The sequence below is a fragment of the Natrinema gelatinilyticum genome, from assembly GCF_024266705.1.
In the GTDB taxonomy this organism is placed as follows: domain Archaea; phylum Halobacteriota; class Halobacteria; order Halobacteriales; family Natrialbaceae; genus Natrinema; species Natrinema gelatinilyticum.
In genome coordinates, this window is the sequence record NZ_CP100756.1 from 2,844,898 (window position 1) to 2,862,480 (window position 17,583).

Sequence of the window (17,583 nt, forward strand, 5' to 3'; positions counted from 1 at the left end):
CAGTGCTCACGAAGGCCAGAACGGTCGACGGTCACCGAACCGCCGAGATGACATCCGGTATCTGTCGTCGGGACGCGTTCTCTCCCGGCAGTAGCTCACTCGTCGGGATGGCCGGGGGCGATTTCGAGCCGCAACGTATCGAACTGGCCGGGCTCGGCACCGGTACCCATAAATCCACACGGTCAGAACGTCACTCCCAATGCGACAGTACCTCGAGCTCGTCGACGCGGTCCTCTCGAGCGGGATCCACAAGCCGAACCGGACCGGCGTCGACACGATTTCATCGTTCAGCGAACACTACGAGGTCGACTTACAGGAGGGGTATCCGCTGCTCACGACGAAGGAGATGGACGGGTACCGCTGGAACTCGATGCTCCACGAGGTCTGCTGGTACCTCTCCGGCGAGGAACACATTCGGAATCTCCGTGAAGAGACGAAGATCTGGGACGCCTGGGCCGACGACGAGGGTCGACTGGACACGGCCTACGGCCGCTTCTGGCGGCGCTTTCCGGTCCCGGAGGGGAGCGCCAGACTCGAAGGTGAGTCCTGGCCCGACGAGAGCCACCAGTGGGTCACCGAGGAGGCCGACGGCCGCCGAACCTTCGATCAGTTGCAGTACGTGATCGACACGCTGTCCGATTCGCCGAACTCACGCCGACTCGTCGTCAACGCCTGGCACCCCGCGAACGCGGCCGATTCGACGCTGCCGCCGTGTCACTACACCTTCGTCTTCAACGTGCAGGGCGACCGGCTGAACTGCCACCTCACGCAACGATCGGGAGACACTGCACTCGGGATTCCGTTCAACATCGCTGCGTATTCGCTTTTGACCACGGTCGTCGCAAACCAGACCGGCTTCGAACCCGGCACGTTCGCTCACACCGTCGTCGACACGCACGTCTATTGCGGCCGCGGCGCGCGCAGCGACTGGTACGCGGACAATCTGGACGCTCTGCAGTCCCGCCTCGCCGACGTCGACGAGCGATCTGACTATCTCGACGTGCGCGCGTGGCTCGAGTCCGAAGCCCCGGCCGAAGCCGACGGCGACGAACGACTCGATCACGTCCCCGGACTGCTCGAACAGCTCTCGCGGGAACCGCGCTCGCGTCCGACGCTCGACGTGGCAGACGTGTCGATCGACGAGTTAGCATACGAGGACGTCGAGCTACGGGACTACGAGTCCCACGAGGGCATCGAGTTTTCGGTGGCCGAATGAACGACGACGACGCGCCCGTTTCGCCCCCCGGCCGCGAACTCGTCGGCATCGTCGCCCTCGCCGACAATGACGTCATCGGCGCCGACGGCGAGATGCCCTGGCATATCCCATCGGATCTCGAGCACTTCAAGGAGACCACGATGGATCACCCCGTCATCATGGGACGAGTGACCTACGAGGGGATTCTCGAGGGCCTCGGGACTCCGTTACCGGGACGGACGTCGGTCGTGTTGACGAGCCGCGACCTCGAGACGCCCGACGACGTCGTGGTGGCCCACGACATCGAGGACGCAATCGAGGCCGCCGAAACGGCCGCTCGGGAGCGCCACGGCGATACCGACCGCCTCTTCGTCGCGGGCGGTGCGACCGTCTACAAACAGTTCTTGCCCGCGATGGGCCGCCTGATCGTCACCGAGGTCCACGACGAACCCGAGGGCGATACGCAGTTCCCGGACTGGGATCGGGACACGTGGGCGGAGACGGCTCGAGACGAACGGAACGGATTCGCGTTCGTGGAATACGTTCGTTCGCGGTGACTCGAGCAACCCACGATCGAACGTCACGCCCAAGTATCACTTCCGACGACAATCGCGAATCGAGACGACTGACCTCTGCGTCGTATTTGCCGGACTGTTCGGAGAAATCACCTGTTTTCCGGACAGAAACGTTCAGACAATGAGCGGTCTGCGGGTGAAACCGTCCGATAAACGCGCTCGAGGCCCAATTGACCGTCTTCGGACTCGAGGAGAACATTCGGTCCGGCGGTTCAGTCGATATCCGTTATTTTCCCTCGTTGTCTCCGGCCAAATGGATCGATACCCGGTCCCGGTGCTGTCGTTTCGTGCGAGTAACGGCCGGTTCCGGTAACAGGCGGAACGACTGGTTGATATCCGCGATTTCGTCGGTCTATGGCCTGAAAGCCGTTATTTATGGCGGATAGATCACCGTAGATGGTGAAACGATCGCAGTCACTTTTACGACAATTCGGCCAACGGTCATGTGCCCCGAAGAGGGGATACCGAGTGAGAGACATGACAGACGAAAGCTACGAAAGCGGACGATCAGACGATTCGCGTCGCTCGTTCATGAAGAAGGGAGCAGCCGCTGCGAGCGCAGTCGCGCTCGGCACGGCAGCTACCGCTGGAACGGCGACTGCACAGGACAGCCAAGCACTGGTGTTCTCCTACGACTACTTCCCTGGGACCGACTTTACGATCGTCTCCCAGCTTCAGCAGAGCACGACGGTCGACGTCCTGCAGGTCGACGACGAAACGGTGTCGGAGATCTCGCAGCCCGACGATTACACCGGTTACGTGGTCCGGTACGACCAGGGAGGCGACACCGCGGGCGTGACGACGTTCCTCTTCATGAGAAACGGAGATATGAGCGTGGACGACACCGGAACGCTCGGCACGGACGCGTCGGTGTTCAGTTCCGAACTGAACCTGCTCGAGACGTCGACCGACGGCGGCAACGGCGGTAACGGCGGCGACGGCGGAATGGACGACGGCGGTAACGGCGGCGGTAACGGCGGCGGTAACGGCGGCGGTAACGGCGGCGGTAACGATACCGGCGGCGGTAACTGATCCACCGCTAGACCGCTGACTCTGCAGGCCGATCGAAACGGCTTATTCTTCCTTTTCACCTGGTCGAATAGTCCACTCCGCGGACGACGTGATGGAACAGGTCGATGCTTCGGTCTCATAGATACCGTCGAACTGGCATCTGCCATACCTGTCTCATGTAACGCAACACCGCAAAACCACGAACGCTGCAGTCCGACGCAGTCCTCTGTTACGCACTCCGTCCAAAACACGGATTACCGACGAACCTCGTTTCGTTCCTGCGGGAAGGGTTGCATAGAGAGATGGAACAATCGAGTTTGCTTATTGAAGCGGCACATCTAGGCACTATCGCCCCAGTACGGGGTTACAGTGAGAGCCATGACAGACGAAAACCACGAAAGCGAACATGAGACTACCGGTCAGTCGTTGATGAGGAAGGGAACAGTAGCGACAGCCACCGCCGGTACTGCTGCGATCGGGGCGGCCGCAACTGCCACCGCGCAGGACGATGACGATGATGACGCACTGGTGTTCGCATACGATTACTTCCCGGGCGAGAGCTTCGAGGTCATCTCCACGCTCGAGCAGAGCACGACGGTCGACGTCCTGCGAGTCGGCGACCAAACGGTGCCGGAAATCTCCCAACCCGATGAATGGTCGGGATACATAATTCGCTACGACGATGGTGACGGCGATTCCGCCGGAATCACGACGTTCCTCTTCACGAGAAGTGACGATTTGAGCGAGGACGATTCCGCGGAGATTGGCGAAGATGCCCAGATATACAGCACTCAACTGAATCTGCTCAGCGCAGACCTGGACTGATCCCTACTCGATCTTTTAGAAGTTATCCATCGGAAACGCTATCAGAATGTTGCGCGGATGGGAATCATCTATTCGATTCGACGGAAATGGTCGGGGAATCGTATCGATGGAGATGCACACTACTTTGGCGATTTCACCGTGGTGAAACGGCGTGAACTCGAACGAGCGTGATCCGCAGCCGAGCGACGACGACCGTGCTGCGTCGATGAGTGACTGCGACGAACCAGGATGTTCCTGTCGATGGAACTCTGTCATCACCCCGCCGACTCCGAATACGATCGCGATCGAATCGACGCCCGGGTACGGACTCGGATTCGGACCGCGTGAAAGACTCGAGACCGACGTACAGGAACCTGCGCCACAGGAGAATACGGAAGTCGACGAGCCCGTTTTGCTTTCCATTCGTGACTACCTCCCCGACGTTCGGTTTCAGGTCGTCGGCGACATTCCCCAGCCGCTTACCGTTCAGTCGCTCCGGTTGCCGTCTGGCAGAACAGTCTCCGTTCTCACCCGACCCGACGAATACAACGGATACGTCATCCGCTCGATAGTCGGCGGAAGAATAATCGACCCCTTCACGCTCGTTTTCACGACAGGAATGCTCGAGTCCGGCGGGCTGTATAGATTCAGCTCGGACACCGAGGTTTTTAGCACCCAACTGAGTCTCTTTCGGGTGTCGGTTCGCCGCATCAGCCGCGCCAGCGGAGTGGTATCGGAGGAAGAATAGCCGGAGTCCAGTGGTGACTGACGGCCGGAACCGACCTGTGAAGCGAACCGGATGGACACGCGACTGACACGAACAAATCGGCCGCACGTATTTGCACCGAGCGTCGACCGGGTGCCGAGCGGGTCGGAGAACAGTCGGTAGAACGTCCCGAGAGGTACTGTCCGACAAATGAAGGGTATTGATGGGGTCTATGTCCTATTCTCGACGGTTTCAAAACCCCCGGGTCCCAAGTCAAGTTATGCCAACTGACGACTACTCGGACGCGATCCGGGAGTTCGAACACGACGGCGAGACGTACAAGATGGCTGACCTCACAGTTCTCGAGGACGAAGGGCTCTGTGACCTCGACTCGCTGCCGGTGAGCATCCGGATTCTGCTCGAGTCAGTGTTGCGAAACGCCGACGGCGAGACGATCGACGCCGACGCCGTCCGCGCAGCGGCCTCGTGGGAACCCGACGTGCCGGACGCCGAGGTACCGTTTACGGTCTCGCGGGTCGTCCTGCAGGACCTGACGGGCGTGCCGGCGGTCGTCGACCTCGCGGCGCTGCGATCGGCGGCCGACCGCAAGGGCGTCGACCCGACGGTCGTCGAGCCCGAAGTCCCCTGTGACCTCGTGATCGACCACAGCGTACAGGTCGATTACTTCGGCAGCGAGGACGCCTACGAGAAGAACGTCGAGATCGAGTACGAGCGCAACGAGGAGCGCTATCGCGCGATCAAGTGGGCCCAGCAAGCGTTCGACGAGTTCAACGTCGTCCCACCGGGAACGGGTATCGTCCACCAGGTCAACTTGGAGCACCTCGGCCGCGTCGTCCACGAGCGCGACGTCGACGGCGAGCAGTGGCTGGTCCCCGACACGCTCGTCGGCACTGACAGTCACACCCCGATGATCGGCGGCATCGGTGCCGTCGGCTGGGGTGTCGGTGGCATCGAGGCCGAGGCCGCACTGCTCGGCCAGCCGATCAACATGAGTCTGCCGGAAGTCGTCGGCGTCCGCCTCTCGGGCGAGCTCCCCGACGGTGCGACCGCGACCGACCTCGTGCTCCACATCACCGAGAAGCTCCGCCAGGTCGGCGTCGTCGACAAGTTCGTCGAGTTCTTCGGCCCCGGCGTCTCGCAGCTGTCGGTCGCCGACCGCGCGACCATCTCGAACATGGCTCCCGAGCAGGGCTCGACGATCAGCATGTTCCCCGTCGACGAGAAGACCCTCGAGTACCTCGAGCTGACGGGTCGCGACCCCGACCACATCGAACTCGTCCGCGAGTACCTTGAGGCTCAGGGCCTGTTCGGCGAGCAGGACCCCGAGTTTACCGAGGTCGTCGAATTCGACCTCGACGACGTCGAACCCAGCCTCGCGGGCCACAAGAAGCCCCACGCCCGTATCCCGATGGGCGACCTGGACGAGCACTTCCCGACGCTGCTCGAGGAAGAAGGCGTCATCCCCTCGGGCGCCGCCGAGAGCGACGGCGGACTCGTCGCCGAGACCACGCCCCAGCTCGACGAGAAGGTCCCGGTCGAACTCGACGACGGCACCGAAGTCGAGATCGGCCACGGCGACATCCTCGTCAGCGCGATCACGTCCTGTACGAACACCTCGAATCCGTCGGTGATGGTCGCAGCCGGTCTGCTGGCACGCAACGCGGCCGAGCAGGGACTCGAGGTGCCCGAGTACGTCAAAACCAGCCTCGCACCTGGGAGCCGGGTCGTCACGGAGTACTTGAAGCGTGCGGACCTGCTCGACGACTTGGAGGCGCTCGGCTACCACGTCGTCGGCTACGGCTGCACGACCTGTATCGGCAACGCCGGCCCGCTCCCGGAGCCGATCGAGGAGGCCATCGACGAGTACGACCTCTGGACGACGAGTGTCCTCTCTGGCAACCGCAACTTCGAAGCCCGCATCCACCCGAAGATCAAGGCCAACTACCTCGCCAGCCCGCCGCTGGTCGTCGCCTACGGCCTCGCGGGTCGGATGGACGTCGACCTCGAGAACGATCCGATCGGCACCAACGACGACGGCGAAGCGGTCTATCTCGAGGACATCTGGCCGGCCACCGAGGAGGTCCGCGAGACGATCCACGACAGCGTCTCCCCCGAGATGTTCGAGGAGAAGTACTCGAGCATCTACGAGGGTGACGAGCGCTGGGAGGCCCTTGACGCCCCGACCGGTGAGGTCTACGACTGGGACCCGGAGTCGACGTACATCCGCGAGCCGCCGTTCTTCCAGGACTTCCCACTCGAGGAGCCAGGCGTCGACAACGTCGAGGACGCCCGCGCGCTGCTCACGCTCGGTGACACCGTCACGACAGACCACATCAGCCCCGCCGGGCCGTTCGGCGAGGACCTGCCCGCCGGCCAGTGGCTCAAAGAGCGCGGCGTCGAACCCTACGAGTTCAACACCTACGGCTCCAGGCGCGGCAACCACGAGGTCATGATGCGCGGCACCTTCGCGAACGTCCGCATCGAAAACCAACTGCTCGACGGCAAGGAGGGCGGCTACACAATCCACCACCCGACCGGCGAGGAGACGACCGTCTTCGAAGCCTCCGAGCGCTACCGCGAGGATGATACGCCGCTGATCGTCATGGCCGGCGAAGAGCTCGGAACCGGTTCGAGCCGCGACTGGGCCGCGAAGGGAACCGACCTGCTCGGCATCCGCGCGACCATCGGCAAGAGCTACGAGCGCATCTACCGCGACAACCTCATCGGCATGGGCGTCCTGCCCCTGCAGTTCGAAGACGGCGAGGGCTGGGAGGAACTCGGCCTCGAGGGCGACGAGTACTTCCAGATCGAGGGCCTCGAAGACGGCCTCGAGCCCAACGCCGAACTGACCGTGACCGCCGAAGACGACGACGGTGAAACGACCGAATTCGGCGTGACGGCACAGGTCGCCACGCCGATGGCGGTCGAGTACGTCGAGAACGGCGGCGTCTTGCACCTCGTGCTCCGACGGCTGCTCAACGAGGAAGCGTAAGCGGACGGAGACGGACTCGAGAGACGCGGTTTATTGGCCGCCATACTGCTTTCAGTTCTGTACGTCGAAACTGAGAAGTGACTATTGCCTGTATCGATATCTGAGCGCTTGGGCAACCCTAGCTCTAGTATCATGGGGATATTCTATCCAGACGAAACGCACTATACGTCCGGTACATCAGTACAGGAACCGAGACAAATGTTTTTCTCCGGACGACCCAAGACATCGTAACTACTGTGCTCAGGACGAGTGGCATCATGCGACTATCGGATGTTTCGTGAACTCACCAAACTGATAACGCAGCAGAGTTTTGCGCCTGCGGTTTCTTTCGTCGGACATGGATCCGGGTGCGACGCCGATGCAGCTTTCTCCCGACGCAGTGACCAGCAGTGCGGATTTCCTCGTCTTTCTAGTGGTCGGCATGTTCGCAGGTGGCCACTGTCTGGGCATGTGCGGCCCGCTCGTCAGCATCTACACCAACCGGGTGGCCGAGCACACCGAGAGCCGGCGTGAGGACACACTCACGTTGTTCGCTGTTCGCCAGCACCTCCTGTTCAATCTCGGACGGACCGCAGGATACGCCGTAGTCGGTGCCCTGTTCTGGTTCCTCGGCGGTGCCGTGTTCACGTCTATCGACGGTATCGTCCCAGTTAGCAACGCCGTCCGCGGTGCCACCGACATCCTAGTCGGACTATTCATCCTGACCGCTGGGCTCTCCTATGTATTCCGGAGGACACACACGTCGATTCCGGACCCTGTTGCAAGGTTCTCTGGCCTCTTCAGTTGGTTGAGTGGGCATCTTACCAGCCGGATCGATAGACTCGCCGGCTCGCCACGTATCGTCGGTCTCGAGACGGTCCACGCGCCCTGCCGTGCCCCATCACCTATCCGGCGTACCTCTTTGCCTTTGCCATCGATGACCCCATCCAGGGTGGTCTCGCACTCGGTGTACTTGGACTCGGCACCATACCGACGCTCCTCGCATACGGAACGGTGCTGGGGACAGTCTCCGCCAAGCGACGGGCTTCGCTTCATCGCGGTCTGGGTACAACGTTCCTCTTGCTGGGCCACATTTCCGTCACCCACGAGCTTATACTCCTCGGGTTCGACATACCCCACTTCGACGTCCCGTTCTATCAGCCACTCGCATGACTGACACCTGCTCACTCTGTGACCTGCCGACTCCCGACCCGCCGATCAGCGGACAGGACGTCGAGGGTACGTTCTGCTGCCGGGGTTGTCTAGAGGTCTCGACGGCCGTTGAGGCGGTGGACGACGTTGACGCCGAGGCAGTGCGAGAACGGACCCGCCAGAGAGACTCCTCGTCAGGGCCAACAGATCCGTCGTCAGACCTCGCCGAGGCATTTCTTACGTTGGATGGAATGCACTGCACAACCTGCGAATCGTTCGTCGCACTCCGGGGTGAGTCTCACGATGGCGTCGCCAGAGTTGAGGCGAGTTACGCAACCGACACGGCCCGGGTTCAGTACGATCCCAACGTGGTCGACGAGGAGGACCTCCCCGAGGCAGTCAGTGGCTACGGCTACCGGGCCAGTTTCCGAGACGTCGGTGACAGCTCGGCGCTGGACCACGACCAGGAGACGTTCACGCGGTTGCTGGTCGGTGCGGTCCTCGCGTTCCTCATCATGCCGTGGTACGTGTTCTTCCTCTACCCAAGCTACGTCGGAATCGAGACGGGTATCCTGTCTGCGGATATGACGACTGACGCCGGGCTGTACATCCCAATGGGTATCGTCGCACTGTTCAGCACCGGCGTAATCTTCTACACGGGCTGGCCGATACTCCGGGGAGCCTACGTCAGCCTCCGGACGCGCCGTCCCAACATGGACTTGCTACTCTCTATTGCCATCCTCTCAGCCTTTGCATACAGCACCGTCGCCCTCGTGAGCGGAAGTGTCCACCTCTACTACGACGTCTCCGTGGCCATCGTTCTGGTAGTCACTGCGGCCGGCTACTACGAGGGGACGTTGAAGCGCCAGGCCACGGATCGGCTGGCCGAACTGACTGAGGCCCGGGTCCGCGAGGCAACCCGGCGTCGACCCGACGGGACGACGGAGACCGTGGCCGTCGATTCCCTCGAACCCGGTGACGAAGTCATCGTCAAGCCTGGCGACCGGGTCCCGGTCGACGGTACTGTCGTGGATGGCGCCGCCACCGTCGACGAGCAGGTCCTCACCGGTGAGTCTTTCCCCAGAATCAAGCGCCCTGGCGACGACGTCGTCGGGGGTGCAATCGTCACGGACGACGCCCTCGTCGTCGCGGTCGGTGCAGACGCCGCCAGCACCCTCGACCATATCACCTCGATGCTGTGGGCCGTCCAGAGCGATCGCCCCGGCATCCAGCGACTTGCGGACCGACTCGCAACGCTGTTCGTCCCGCTCGTCCTGCTCGTCGGAACGACCGTTACAATCTGGCGCCTCCTGAGCGGCGAGCCCATCTCTGGGGCACTGTTGGCCGGACTCACCGTGCTCGTCGCGTCCTGTCCATGTGCAATGGGGCTGGCCACCCCGCTCGCAACCGCAGGGGGCCTCCGTGACGCCCTCCGGCGAGGCATGGTTGTCAGCGACGCGACTCTGTTCGAAACCGCACCCAGCATCGAGACGGTCGTCTTCGACAAGACTGGGACGCTGACGACCGGCGAGATGACTGTGCGGTCCGTCGTAGGGGACCCCACCGCCGCGGCGCTGGCTGCTGCTGTCGAGCGACAGTCTTCCCATCCCGCGGCCGACGCCATCGTTGACCACGCGGAGGCGGCGGCTGACGGGGGCCAGTCAGAGGCCCGTAGCGGTAGCACGACCGAACTCGGACCAGTGACCGCGTTCCAACGCCATCCGGGCGAAGGTGTGAGCGGTAACATCGACGGTAAACGAGTCGTCGTTGGGACCCCGAACCTCGTGGCTCGTGAGACGACCCCACTCCCGACGGACCTCGAGTCGGCGGTGGCCGAGACACGTGACGGCGGAGACCTGCCAGTGGTCGTCGGTGTAGCCGGCGTGCCAGCCGCTGTCATTGTGATAGGGGACCGGGAACGGGCGGAGTGGACCGATATCGTCGATTCATTCGCTGACCGTGAGGTCGTCGTACTCACTGGCGACGACAACTCGGCGACCGAACGGTTTCGGGACTATCCGACGATAGATAGCGTGTTCACTGGCGTTCCCCCGGACGGCAAAGTGGCTACCGTCGAGCGATTCGCCGCAGCTGGTCCGACCGCCATGGTTGGCGACGGGACCAACGACGCGCCGGCGCTAGCTGCCGCCGACGTCGGTATCGCCGTCGGCGGGACAGCACGGGCTGCCGAGGCTGCCGACGTCGCCATCGTCGACGGGTCACTGGCCGACGTTCCGGCTGCCTTCGACCTGGCGACTGCCACAAGGCGGCGGATCCGCGAGAACGTCGCCTGGGCACTCTGTTACAACACCGTCGCAATCCCTCTCGCGGCAGCGGGTATCCTCAACCCGCTATTCGCAGCGCTCGCGATGGCAGGCAGTAGTGTACTCGTCGTGACGAACTCGTGTCGGCGGCTACTCTGATACGGACTCCTGTAAGTCATTGCTGGTGCAACCGCAGGACGGTTGCGGTTGCACCAGCAAATCGTCACAGCAGACCGTATGAGTGGGTGCAGAAAACGAATCACAGCCAGTGCTGACTCAACCTGGAATCATCTCGGCGCGGCGGTTGTACCGTCGGAGCGTGTCGCCATTCTCGTCCTGGAGTTCGACGACGAACTGCTTGTCCCCCCGCTCCGCTCTCATATCACCGATGTCGACGTCGAAGTCGAACGGGGGTTCGTCGATCACTTCCAGCGTCTCCCCGCCCGAAGTCACGACGACGCGGTCGATGCCACGCGAATCCGAGATGTGACAGTGGACCGTTTCGTCGGACCGCGTACAGTCTAGATAGGGGTTCACGTCGCTCCCGCCGTTGCTTGGAAGCTGAAACTCGAAAGTCATCACGCCCAGCGGGAACGTCCCCAGGATGAGTACAATGACGATGAAGGTGGTCAGGTTCGCTTTTGAACCATGCCGCGAGACGAACCGAGCGAGGCCGCCCTTGCCCGACCGGCGCATACGGATGACGAACGGGACGACGAGCAGGTGGGTCAGCGGGCCCCACAACAGGAGCGCGAATCCGTAGGCCATGACGTAGTAGAGGAAGCCCCATCCGGGCTGGTAGGACAGGAGCAAGTTCGTCCCCGCCCACAGGAATAGTCCGAAGAACAGGAGCCCGGCGCTCTTGAGGAGCTTCCAGATAGTCGAGTTGGCGTAGTAGACGCTCTTGAGGTCTCGCCAGGCGCCGACGAGTACCTTCCGACCCCATTCCAGTGGTGGGTCTTTCTCCGGCGTCTGCTGGTGACCGTCACTCATGATATCGGACTGGGTGGACTCCCCCTCCGGTTAGCGAGGACTGCTGCGATCCGGCGTCGCTGGTCGGTCATAGGCCGACTGACCAGAGCTCCGACAGGAGGAACCAGTTCAAGACGTACGATACGACGAAGACGGTGAAGAAGACGAGACAGACGAGAAACGTCCCGCGCATCTCGTAGGCGTGAACCGGCTTTCCGTCAACCTCCAGTCCGCCGTCTGCAACCAGGTCGACGTTATCTCCGTCCCGCACACGCTCGCCGAACAGTACCGACGCGACTGCGACGAAAACGAAAATGACGCCGGCCAGGATGGCGAGCACCGCGAAGATGCCTAGCAATGCGAACAGCGGAGCCGCTGCCGACAACGAGAACTCCGTCCCGGGGATATTCTCGACGACCTCGGCCGTCCGTCGTGGGACGCCGTACAGTAGACCGGCGTACATCATCATCAGGGTGACGATGCCCATGGCACCCGCGTAGAAGTATGGCTGGAAACTAGCCAGCCGGCCGAACCGGAGGTTCCGCATGAACATCGTCCGGATCACGAAGAACACCAGCCCCATGAACGCTAACGTGGTGCCTACGGCAACTGTCCCGTGGAAGTGACCCACTGTGGCGAAGGTGTTGTGCCAGGTCATGTTGACCTGCATCTGACCCATCACCACGCCCGTAATGCCCCCGACGAAACCGAAGAGGATGATGCTGAAAATCGTCGCGGAGAACACCGGATTTGTCCAGGGAGCCGACGTGAGCCAGCCGAACAGGCCGCCGCCCTTCCCGCGCTTGCGACGGCCTGCCTCCAGCCCCGCCGGGATAGCGAAGGCGTGGATCATGCTCGCAAAGGCCGCACCGTAGAACGCATAGGAGGTGTTGAAGAGTCGCCAGCCCGACGAGACGACGGGATCGGACATCAGGTGGTGTGCTGCACCGAGGTTGATGAAGAAAAGGTAGAGGACGAATGCAGTCCGAGAGACTTTTTCGCTGACGACCTCGGCCCCGCCGACGACGTGTGTCAAAAAATACCAGACAGTGACCATCGCCGCGAGGTTGATTTGCTGGGTGCCGTGCCCGATGGTCCAGTACATCTGGCGGTACCAGGCAGGGTCCATGAATTCGATGATCTCAATCCGCCAGAGGAGTGCTACACCGAAGGTAACGAGGCCGCCGACCAGTGCCTCGGTCGCTATAATAGAGGTGACGAACGCCCCGAAGGCGATTAGTGGCAGTGACTTTCCGGGATTTTCCCGACGTTCGCGCCACATCGTCAGGAAAAATGGTAGCGCTGCGACAATAGCCCCGAGGATGAACACGACGACGCCTGCGTAAAATGCCGTCGGGGATTCGAGCGGCGCGTAGGCAGTGAGCAACGGCGCGTTCTCGTCCGGGAACCCACTGGCTGTCCAGACTGAGATGTTGACCGTGATCGCTCCCAAGAGCATCGCCAGGTAGCCGATCTTGGCGGCGACAGTGATCGGAAGCCGCCGTCCGAGAATCATCGGGCCACCCACGTAGAGGATGGCGATCTCCATAAACACCATCCAGAAGATGAGAAGATTCCAGGCGTGAAGCGATAGGTGCGTGTAGAAGTCACTTGGCGAGAGCAAGCCAATGACTTCCCAGCGGGTCATCGCGACAGTGAAGGCGAAGATACCGCCGATCAGCATCGCAACGACGGCCGTCAGTCCGAAGAGCTTCACGTGGTTCTCCGCGGTCCGGTGAATAGTTAATCCGGTCACGCCACAGGTTCGGAAGCCATCGTCGTCGTAGTCGTTTTCGAACAGGCCGAGGGCCGTCATAGCTCCTCCACCACCTCGACGCGACCGTGCATGGTCCGATGGCCGACGCCACAGAACTCGTTACAGATGAGATGGTAAGTACCGGGCTCGTCGAACTCCATCGGCAGAATCCACTCGTATTCCGGCAGAATCTGGAAGTTTATCTGCTTGCTCAGTGCTTGCTCGGGGCGCATAGAGAAGCCGTGCTGGACGTCAAGCGAACTGAGGTGGATGTTGTACTCGCGACCGGTCTCGAGGATCACCGGTGCCCCCTGCCAATACCATTGCTGGGCAGCAAAATAGACGTCGTCGCCCGATGGCACCAGCAACCCCTCTTCGGTTTCGCTTGCCTCGTCGGTGTAGTCGTTCATCTTCTCTTGATACTCCTCCGGGCTCACTTTGAGAGTCTCACCGATTGGGTTCTGGTCGCCGAATCGGGTGTACCCGCTCATCCAGCCGAAAATAAGTATCGACCAAATCCCACTCAGACCGAGCCAGATGGATTCCCGACGGTTGACTGACTGGCCCCACCAGTTGCCCTCCGGCGGTTTCATCGGAGACGTCATGCAACGATCATCCCCGGGACAGAGAAGATATCGAGGTATCCCCATAGGACATAGGTTACGAGCCAGAAGAGAAAGGCAACGACTGCCAGTAACCATATCTTGTCGTACAGCCGTTGCATCAGTGGTACTTCTCCCGAGATATCATTTGTCATACTCTGGAATGTGTTCACAATGTGCAATAAATGCTGGGCCCGGCATGTTCGGGTATCGAGAATACTCCTCGATCAGGGCCCCATTCATACGGATTACTGTAAGCCATTACCGGCGAAACTACGACCGTCCTGCGGTTGCACCGGTACATCGGTACAGCAGACCGTATCACACCTCGAGGGAAGGTTACCGCGAGGGGGGCTGATCGGCGATCTGATCGATCGAGGTCACGGCAATCTCCGGGTCGCCATCTGCTTCCGGATAGCGTTTGATCTCGCCGGAGACGTAGGCGTAGCTTCGGCGCGGTCGTCCGACGGTCCGACCGTCGTATTCGCCGGTGACGAACCGGTCGGAAAGCAACGAGATAATGCGCTGTCCCTCCGGTGTCTCGAATGCACGAGGGACGAATAGCTTGAACGGCTGGCTCTGTGACCCGATCGTGACGATGGCGTGGTCACCACCTCGAGTCCGCCGGTAGGCTCTGAGTTCGGTGAAGACGGTGACGTGCTCGCCGATCGAATCGGCGAGTTCGGTGTAGTCGAGTCGACTGTCGTAGAGGTCCTCGACGCCTGCTGCCTTCGCTCGCCGGAACGATTCGACCATCTCCGCTCGCAGGGCCCACCAGGAACACAGGGTATCGTAATTGCGCATCTCTTTCCCGTTGACGTCCAGTTGGTCCCAGACGCCAATGTGGTCGGCTTGGGCCTGGCGCTCGGCTTCGATGTAGCGGTCGTGGTACGGTTCGAAGTGGGCGTACCCGTACTTCGTGAAATATGGACTATATCCCTGTCGGATCATCCGCTCCTGGAAGTCTTCGCCGTTCTTGTGGACGTAGACGAGCGGCCTGTCGTAGTTGTCCCGGTACCGCCGCAGGCAGGTATCGACCGGTCCGTCGCCCGGAATTCGATGGTGATCGTCGAGCCCTCTGGCAAGAACGATGTGGCTTCCTCCTTTGCCGCCACCCCCCAGGGCGTGTACGGCTTCCCCGGAACTGGTCGCGACTCCTCCGTATCGAGTGCGAGAATGCGAAGGTTCTCGGGTTCGTCTTCCAGATCGACTTTCACGGTGTCGCCGTCCACGACTGCGAGCACCTCGACGGTCATGGTCGTTCCGAAGTAACTGGTTTCAGGCATGGTGTCGTTCCTCGTTTTCTTCAGAGCGGAGAACCGATCGCTGAACCCGTTGGTCCGACCTCTCGGGAGCAAAGTCCATCAGGAGAGCCTTAATACTGTTATCACACTAACAGATATGTGGAAATACACTCACAGTTTGTCCCGCTCGCACACCGGCAAGGGACTGGTGACATACCGTTTCAAACTCCGTCAATTCTACTGGGATTTGAAATCTGGTTGAGACCCGCAAGCGGTGATCAGTTGTAACCGGCCGTCGGCCTCGAGATTTCATCGGTATCGCAGTCGTCTCCGTCGAGTCGCTCGCACGCCTCGAGCGTCTCCGCTCTGTTTCGAATCGCCGGCTCGAGCGACAACGGCTAGACGAGGTGGCTGTCGGTCGTCCGAACGACGGCGAGGTGTTCCTCGAGACGAACGCGTGTGTGATAGTCTGTGTCGAGCGTCACGCCTGATCGACCTCCGTGTGGTGGCTCGAGTTGGGTGGCTGTGCGTCCGAATCCGTTTCGTGCGTTCGCTGTCGAATAGTCATTGTCCTGAACGAGGACCCAGGTTGGGTGCCCTACCACCGTCCGAAAACCGATTCGAACGGTACACCTGCGCCCCTACTACGAAGTACACATTACTATTCTTCAATGTTTACAATATTGATATAAAATACTCTCTGATAGAGTTTTTTAATAATACTGTTGATAACACACTTGGTAATGTGATGAGTATCGCTTCACAATTGGCGATGATCGAAGAGTACGAACCGACAACGAACGAGGACGATGTCCTTGAGGTTCTCGAGGAGGGGCGGGTAACGCCGAAGTATCTCAAAGAACGGACGAATCTCAACGACCAACAGATCAACTACGCACTCAACCAATTGATCGCCGCGGGATGGGTGAATAAGGTCACGACCGGTTTGTACGAACTCGAAGGCGATCCACGAAACGAGTGACCAGAGCGATTTTTCGAGGCCCCACCGCTGTTTGCATCCTTTCTGATTGAGTAACTCACAGCGTACCTGATGTGAGTCTACTATGCGTCCCGGTTGAATACGATACGACTGGACATGGTCAACGAGCGGTATTCGCCGACCGAGAAGGACGAGCAAATCCTCGAGGCGCTGAAAGACGGCCGCGATCGCGGCGATCCGTGAGGGCGTGCGAACCCTCGGTGGCTGATGGACGAAACCGGGCTTTCGAAAAGTAACGTCGAGTTCTGCCTTCGGAGCCTCCGAGACGCCGGATGGATCCACCGACCGTCGAGGGGCCTCTACGAACTCGTCAAAGATCCGAGAGAGGGTGCCTTCGATGAGTAGCGACTGACCCGATGGGATCGAGTCTCAATTTCAGGAGAGAGCCGAGTTCTGGAGGGATGCCTGATTTCGTCGATAGCCACGGTCCACCGGGTGAAATGTAATCAATTCCGATCGGATCGTCCCGATATGTCGTCTCGATTTCGATCGACTCCGGTGGAGCACGACGATTTTTCTCCCATTTTTCCACGACGTTGTGTATCAGTGGCTCGTCCGTCGTCTGTCGCGCCGGTCGCACTTCGTGGGTCTGTGTCATCACTCCACGTTTACATTCCGACTTCGTCGTTCCAATTATTCTATCACGCGGTAGATGAATCCCGGAAACGGCGAGGAAATACGTCTCGAAATCCGTTCCCCGGAACATCTCTGCGAAAACTGGATCTTCTTTCGCAATGTACTCCCAGTCGACCTGTCCCGCTGTGGCCGGCGAATCGGCGATAAGAGCGTACTGGGGTTCCCACTATCTCGTTTGATCGACTCCCCCACCAAGATCGGATCACTCGTTCGAAGTTGCCCGACCTCCCGAAATTGAAATGTGGATTTCCACTGGTACGCACCGACCAGTTCTGCTATCGCAGTAGCTCCGATGGCCGTAATCGTTTTTCTTCTCTTCAACCTCACATTCTTATTTCTCTACCCAATATATAATAAACCTCAAGCGGTCGTGAGCATCTCGGGTGACTGAAACAGGACGACATCGTCGAACCGCTGGGCCACGGCATCTACGAAATCAACGAGGGCGAAGTGCCGAATCGGCGTCTCGATGACTAGTATTCGTCTTTCCGAAATCGAGGCGACTGCCTCTGTGTCGGCCGAAAGAGAGGAATTTTTCGAACCACTCGACCTCGAGGTTGTTTACGTGAGTCATCCGGAGTCGATGGGAAAGAACAGCGCGCAACACACCCATGGTTGCGTACAGCCTATTCATACACAACGATACTATTCTATTGAAGACGCTGTTTGCATTT

16 protein-coding genes and 1 pseudogene are annotated in these 17,583 nt (G+C 60.5%); 10 read left to right on the top strand and 7 right to left on the bottom strand.

All coding sequences use genetic code 11. The features are described 5' to 3' along the window. The first annotated feature begins 199 nt into the window (after window positions 1-199). From thyA to NJU76_RS13990, 9 genes and pseudogenes are all read left to right on the top strand, one after another. On the top strand, window positions 200-1,216 hold the full coding sequence (thyA, locus tag NJU76_RS13950) for a thymidylate synthase (RefSeq protein ID WP_254529694.1): 1,017 nt from the start codon (window positions 200-202) through the stop codon (window positions 1,214-1,216). Further along, window positions 1,213-1,752 (top strand): dihydrofolate reductase, encoded by a 540-nt coding sequence (locus NJU76_RS13955; protein WP_254529696.1) that lies wholly within the window; start codon window positions 1,213-1,215, stop codon window positions 1,750-1,752. The genes thyA and NJU76_RS13955 overlap by 4 nt, the downstream gene beginning before the upstream one ends. 495 nt (window positions 1,753-2,247) lie before the next feature. Then, on the top strand, window positions 2,248-2,802 hold the full coding sequence (locus NJU76_RS13960) for an SH3 domain-containing protein (RefSeq protein WP_254529698.1): 555 nt from the start codon (window positions 2,248-2,250) through the stop codon (window positions 2,800-2,802). A 357-nt stretch (window positions 2,803-3,159) separates the two neighbouring features. After that, complete coding sequence (locus NJU76_RS13965) at window positions 3,160-3,606, top strand: calcium-binding protein (RefSeq protein ID WP_254529700.1); 447 nt, start codon at window positions 3,160-3,162, stop codon at window positions 3,604-3,606. Window positions 3,607-3,757: 151 nt separating this feature from the next. Further along, window positions 3,758-4,333, top strand: a complete 576-nt coding sequence (locus tag NJU76_RS13970) for a hypothetical protein (RefSeq protein WP_254529702.1) — start codon at window positions 3,758-3,760, stop codon at window positions 4,331-4,333. A 238-nt stretch (window positions 4,334-4,571) separates the two neighbouring features. Further along, window positions 4,572-7,304 carry an aconitate hydratase AcnA gene (acnA, locus tag NJU76_RS13975; RefSeq protein WP_254529704.1) on the top strand — a complete coding sequence of 911 codons (2,733 nt, stop codon included), beginning with the start codon at window positions 4,572-4,574 and terminating at the stop codon, window positions 7,302-7,304. 448 nt (window positions 7,305-7,752) lie between these two features. Further along, window positions 7,753-8,106, top strand: a pseudogene (locus tag NJU76_RS13980) (sulfite exporter TauE/SafE family protein); the annotation flags it as partial. A gap of 122 nt (window positions 8,107-8,228) precedes the next feature. Beyond that, window positions 8,229-8,456: an urease accessory protein UreH domain-containing protein gene (locus NJU76_RS13985; protein WP_254532474.1), complete on the top strand. Its 228-nt coding sequence runs from the start codon at window positions 8,229-8,231 to the stop codon at window positions 8,454-8,456. Continuing rightward, window positions 8,453-10,858 carry a heavy metal translocating P-type ATPase gene (locus tag NJU76_RS13990; RefSeq protein ID WP_254529706.1) on the top strand — a complete coding sequence of 802 codons (2,406 nt, stop codon included), beginning with the start codon at window positions 8,453-8,455 and terminating at the stop codon, window positions 10,856-10,858. The genes NJU76_RS13985 and NJU76_RS13990 overlap by 4 nt, the downstream gene beginning before the upstream one ends. A gap of 117 nt (window positions 10,859-10,975) precedes the next feature. On the opposite strand, the gene NJU76_RS13995 is transcribed toward NJU76_RS13990, so the two are convergent. The 7 genes from NJU76_RS13995 to NJU76_RS14025 form a co-directional block, all read right to left on the bottom strand. Next, complete coding sequence (locus tag NJU76_RS13995; RefSeq protein WP_254529708.1) at window positions 10,976-11,692, bottom strand: hypothetical protein; 717 nt, start codon at window positions 11,690-11,692, stop codon at window positions 10,976-10,978. Between the two features lie 67 nt (window positions 11,693-11,759). After that, window positions 11,760-13,487 carry a cytochrome c oxidase subunit I gene (locus tag NJU76_RS14000; protein ID WP_254529710.1) on the bottom strand — a complete coding sequence of 576 codons (1,728 nt, stop codon included), beginning with the start codon at window positions 13,485-13,487 and terminating at the stop codon, window positions 11,760-11,762. Further along, complete coding sequence (locus tag NJU76_RS14005) at window positions 13,484-13,918, bottom strand: cupredoxin domain-containing protein (RefSeq protein WP_254529712.1); 435 nt, start codon at window positions 13,916-13,918, stop codon at window positions 13,484-13,486. Before NJU76_RS14005 ends, NJU76_RS14000 begins: the two co-directional genes overlap by 4 nt. Before the next feature lie 110 nt (window positions 13,919-14,028). After that, the gene (locus NJU76_RS14010) at window positions 14,029-14,184 is read right to left on the bottom strand and encodes a hypothetical protein (protein ID WP_254529714.1); all 156 of its coding nucleotides are present in this window, start codon (window positions 14,182-14,184) and stop codon (window positions 14,029-14,031) included. Between the two features lie 184 nt (window positions 14,185-14,368). Beyond that, window positions 14,369-15,085 (bottom strand): thermonuclease family protein, encoded by a 717-nt coding sequence (locus NJU76_RS14015; RefSeq protein WP_340681235.1) that lies wholly within the window; start codon window positions 15,083-15,085, stop codon window positions 14,369-14,371. After that, on the bottom strand, window positions 14,977-15,315 hold the full coding sequence (locus NJU76_RS14020; RefSeq protein WP_254529716.1) for a thermonuclease family protein: 339 nt from the start codon (window positions 15,313-15,315) through the stop codon (window positions 14,977-14,979). The genes NJU76_RS14015 and NJU76_RS14020 overlap by 109 nt, the downstream gene beginning before the upstream one ends. Window positions 15,316-15,671: 356 nt before the next feature. Further along, entirely contained in the window at window positions 15,672-15,878 is a 207-nt protein-coding gene (locus tag NJU76_RS14025; RefSeq protein ID WP_254529718.1) for a hypothetical protein, read from the bottom strand. Window positions 15,879-16,021: 143 nt separating this feature from the next. On the opposite strand from NJU76_RS14025, the gene NJU76_RS14030 reads away from it, so the two are divergent. Beyond that, complete coding sequence (locus NJU76_RS14030) at window positions 16,022-16,255, top strand: MarR family transcriptional regulator (RefSeq protein ID WP_254529720.1); 234 nt, start codon at window positions 16,022-16,024, stop codon at window positions 16,253-16,255. Window positions 16,256-17,583: the final 1,328 nt, after the last annotated feature.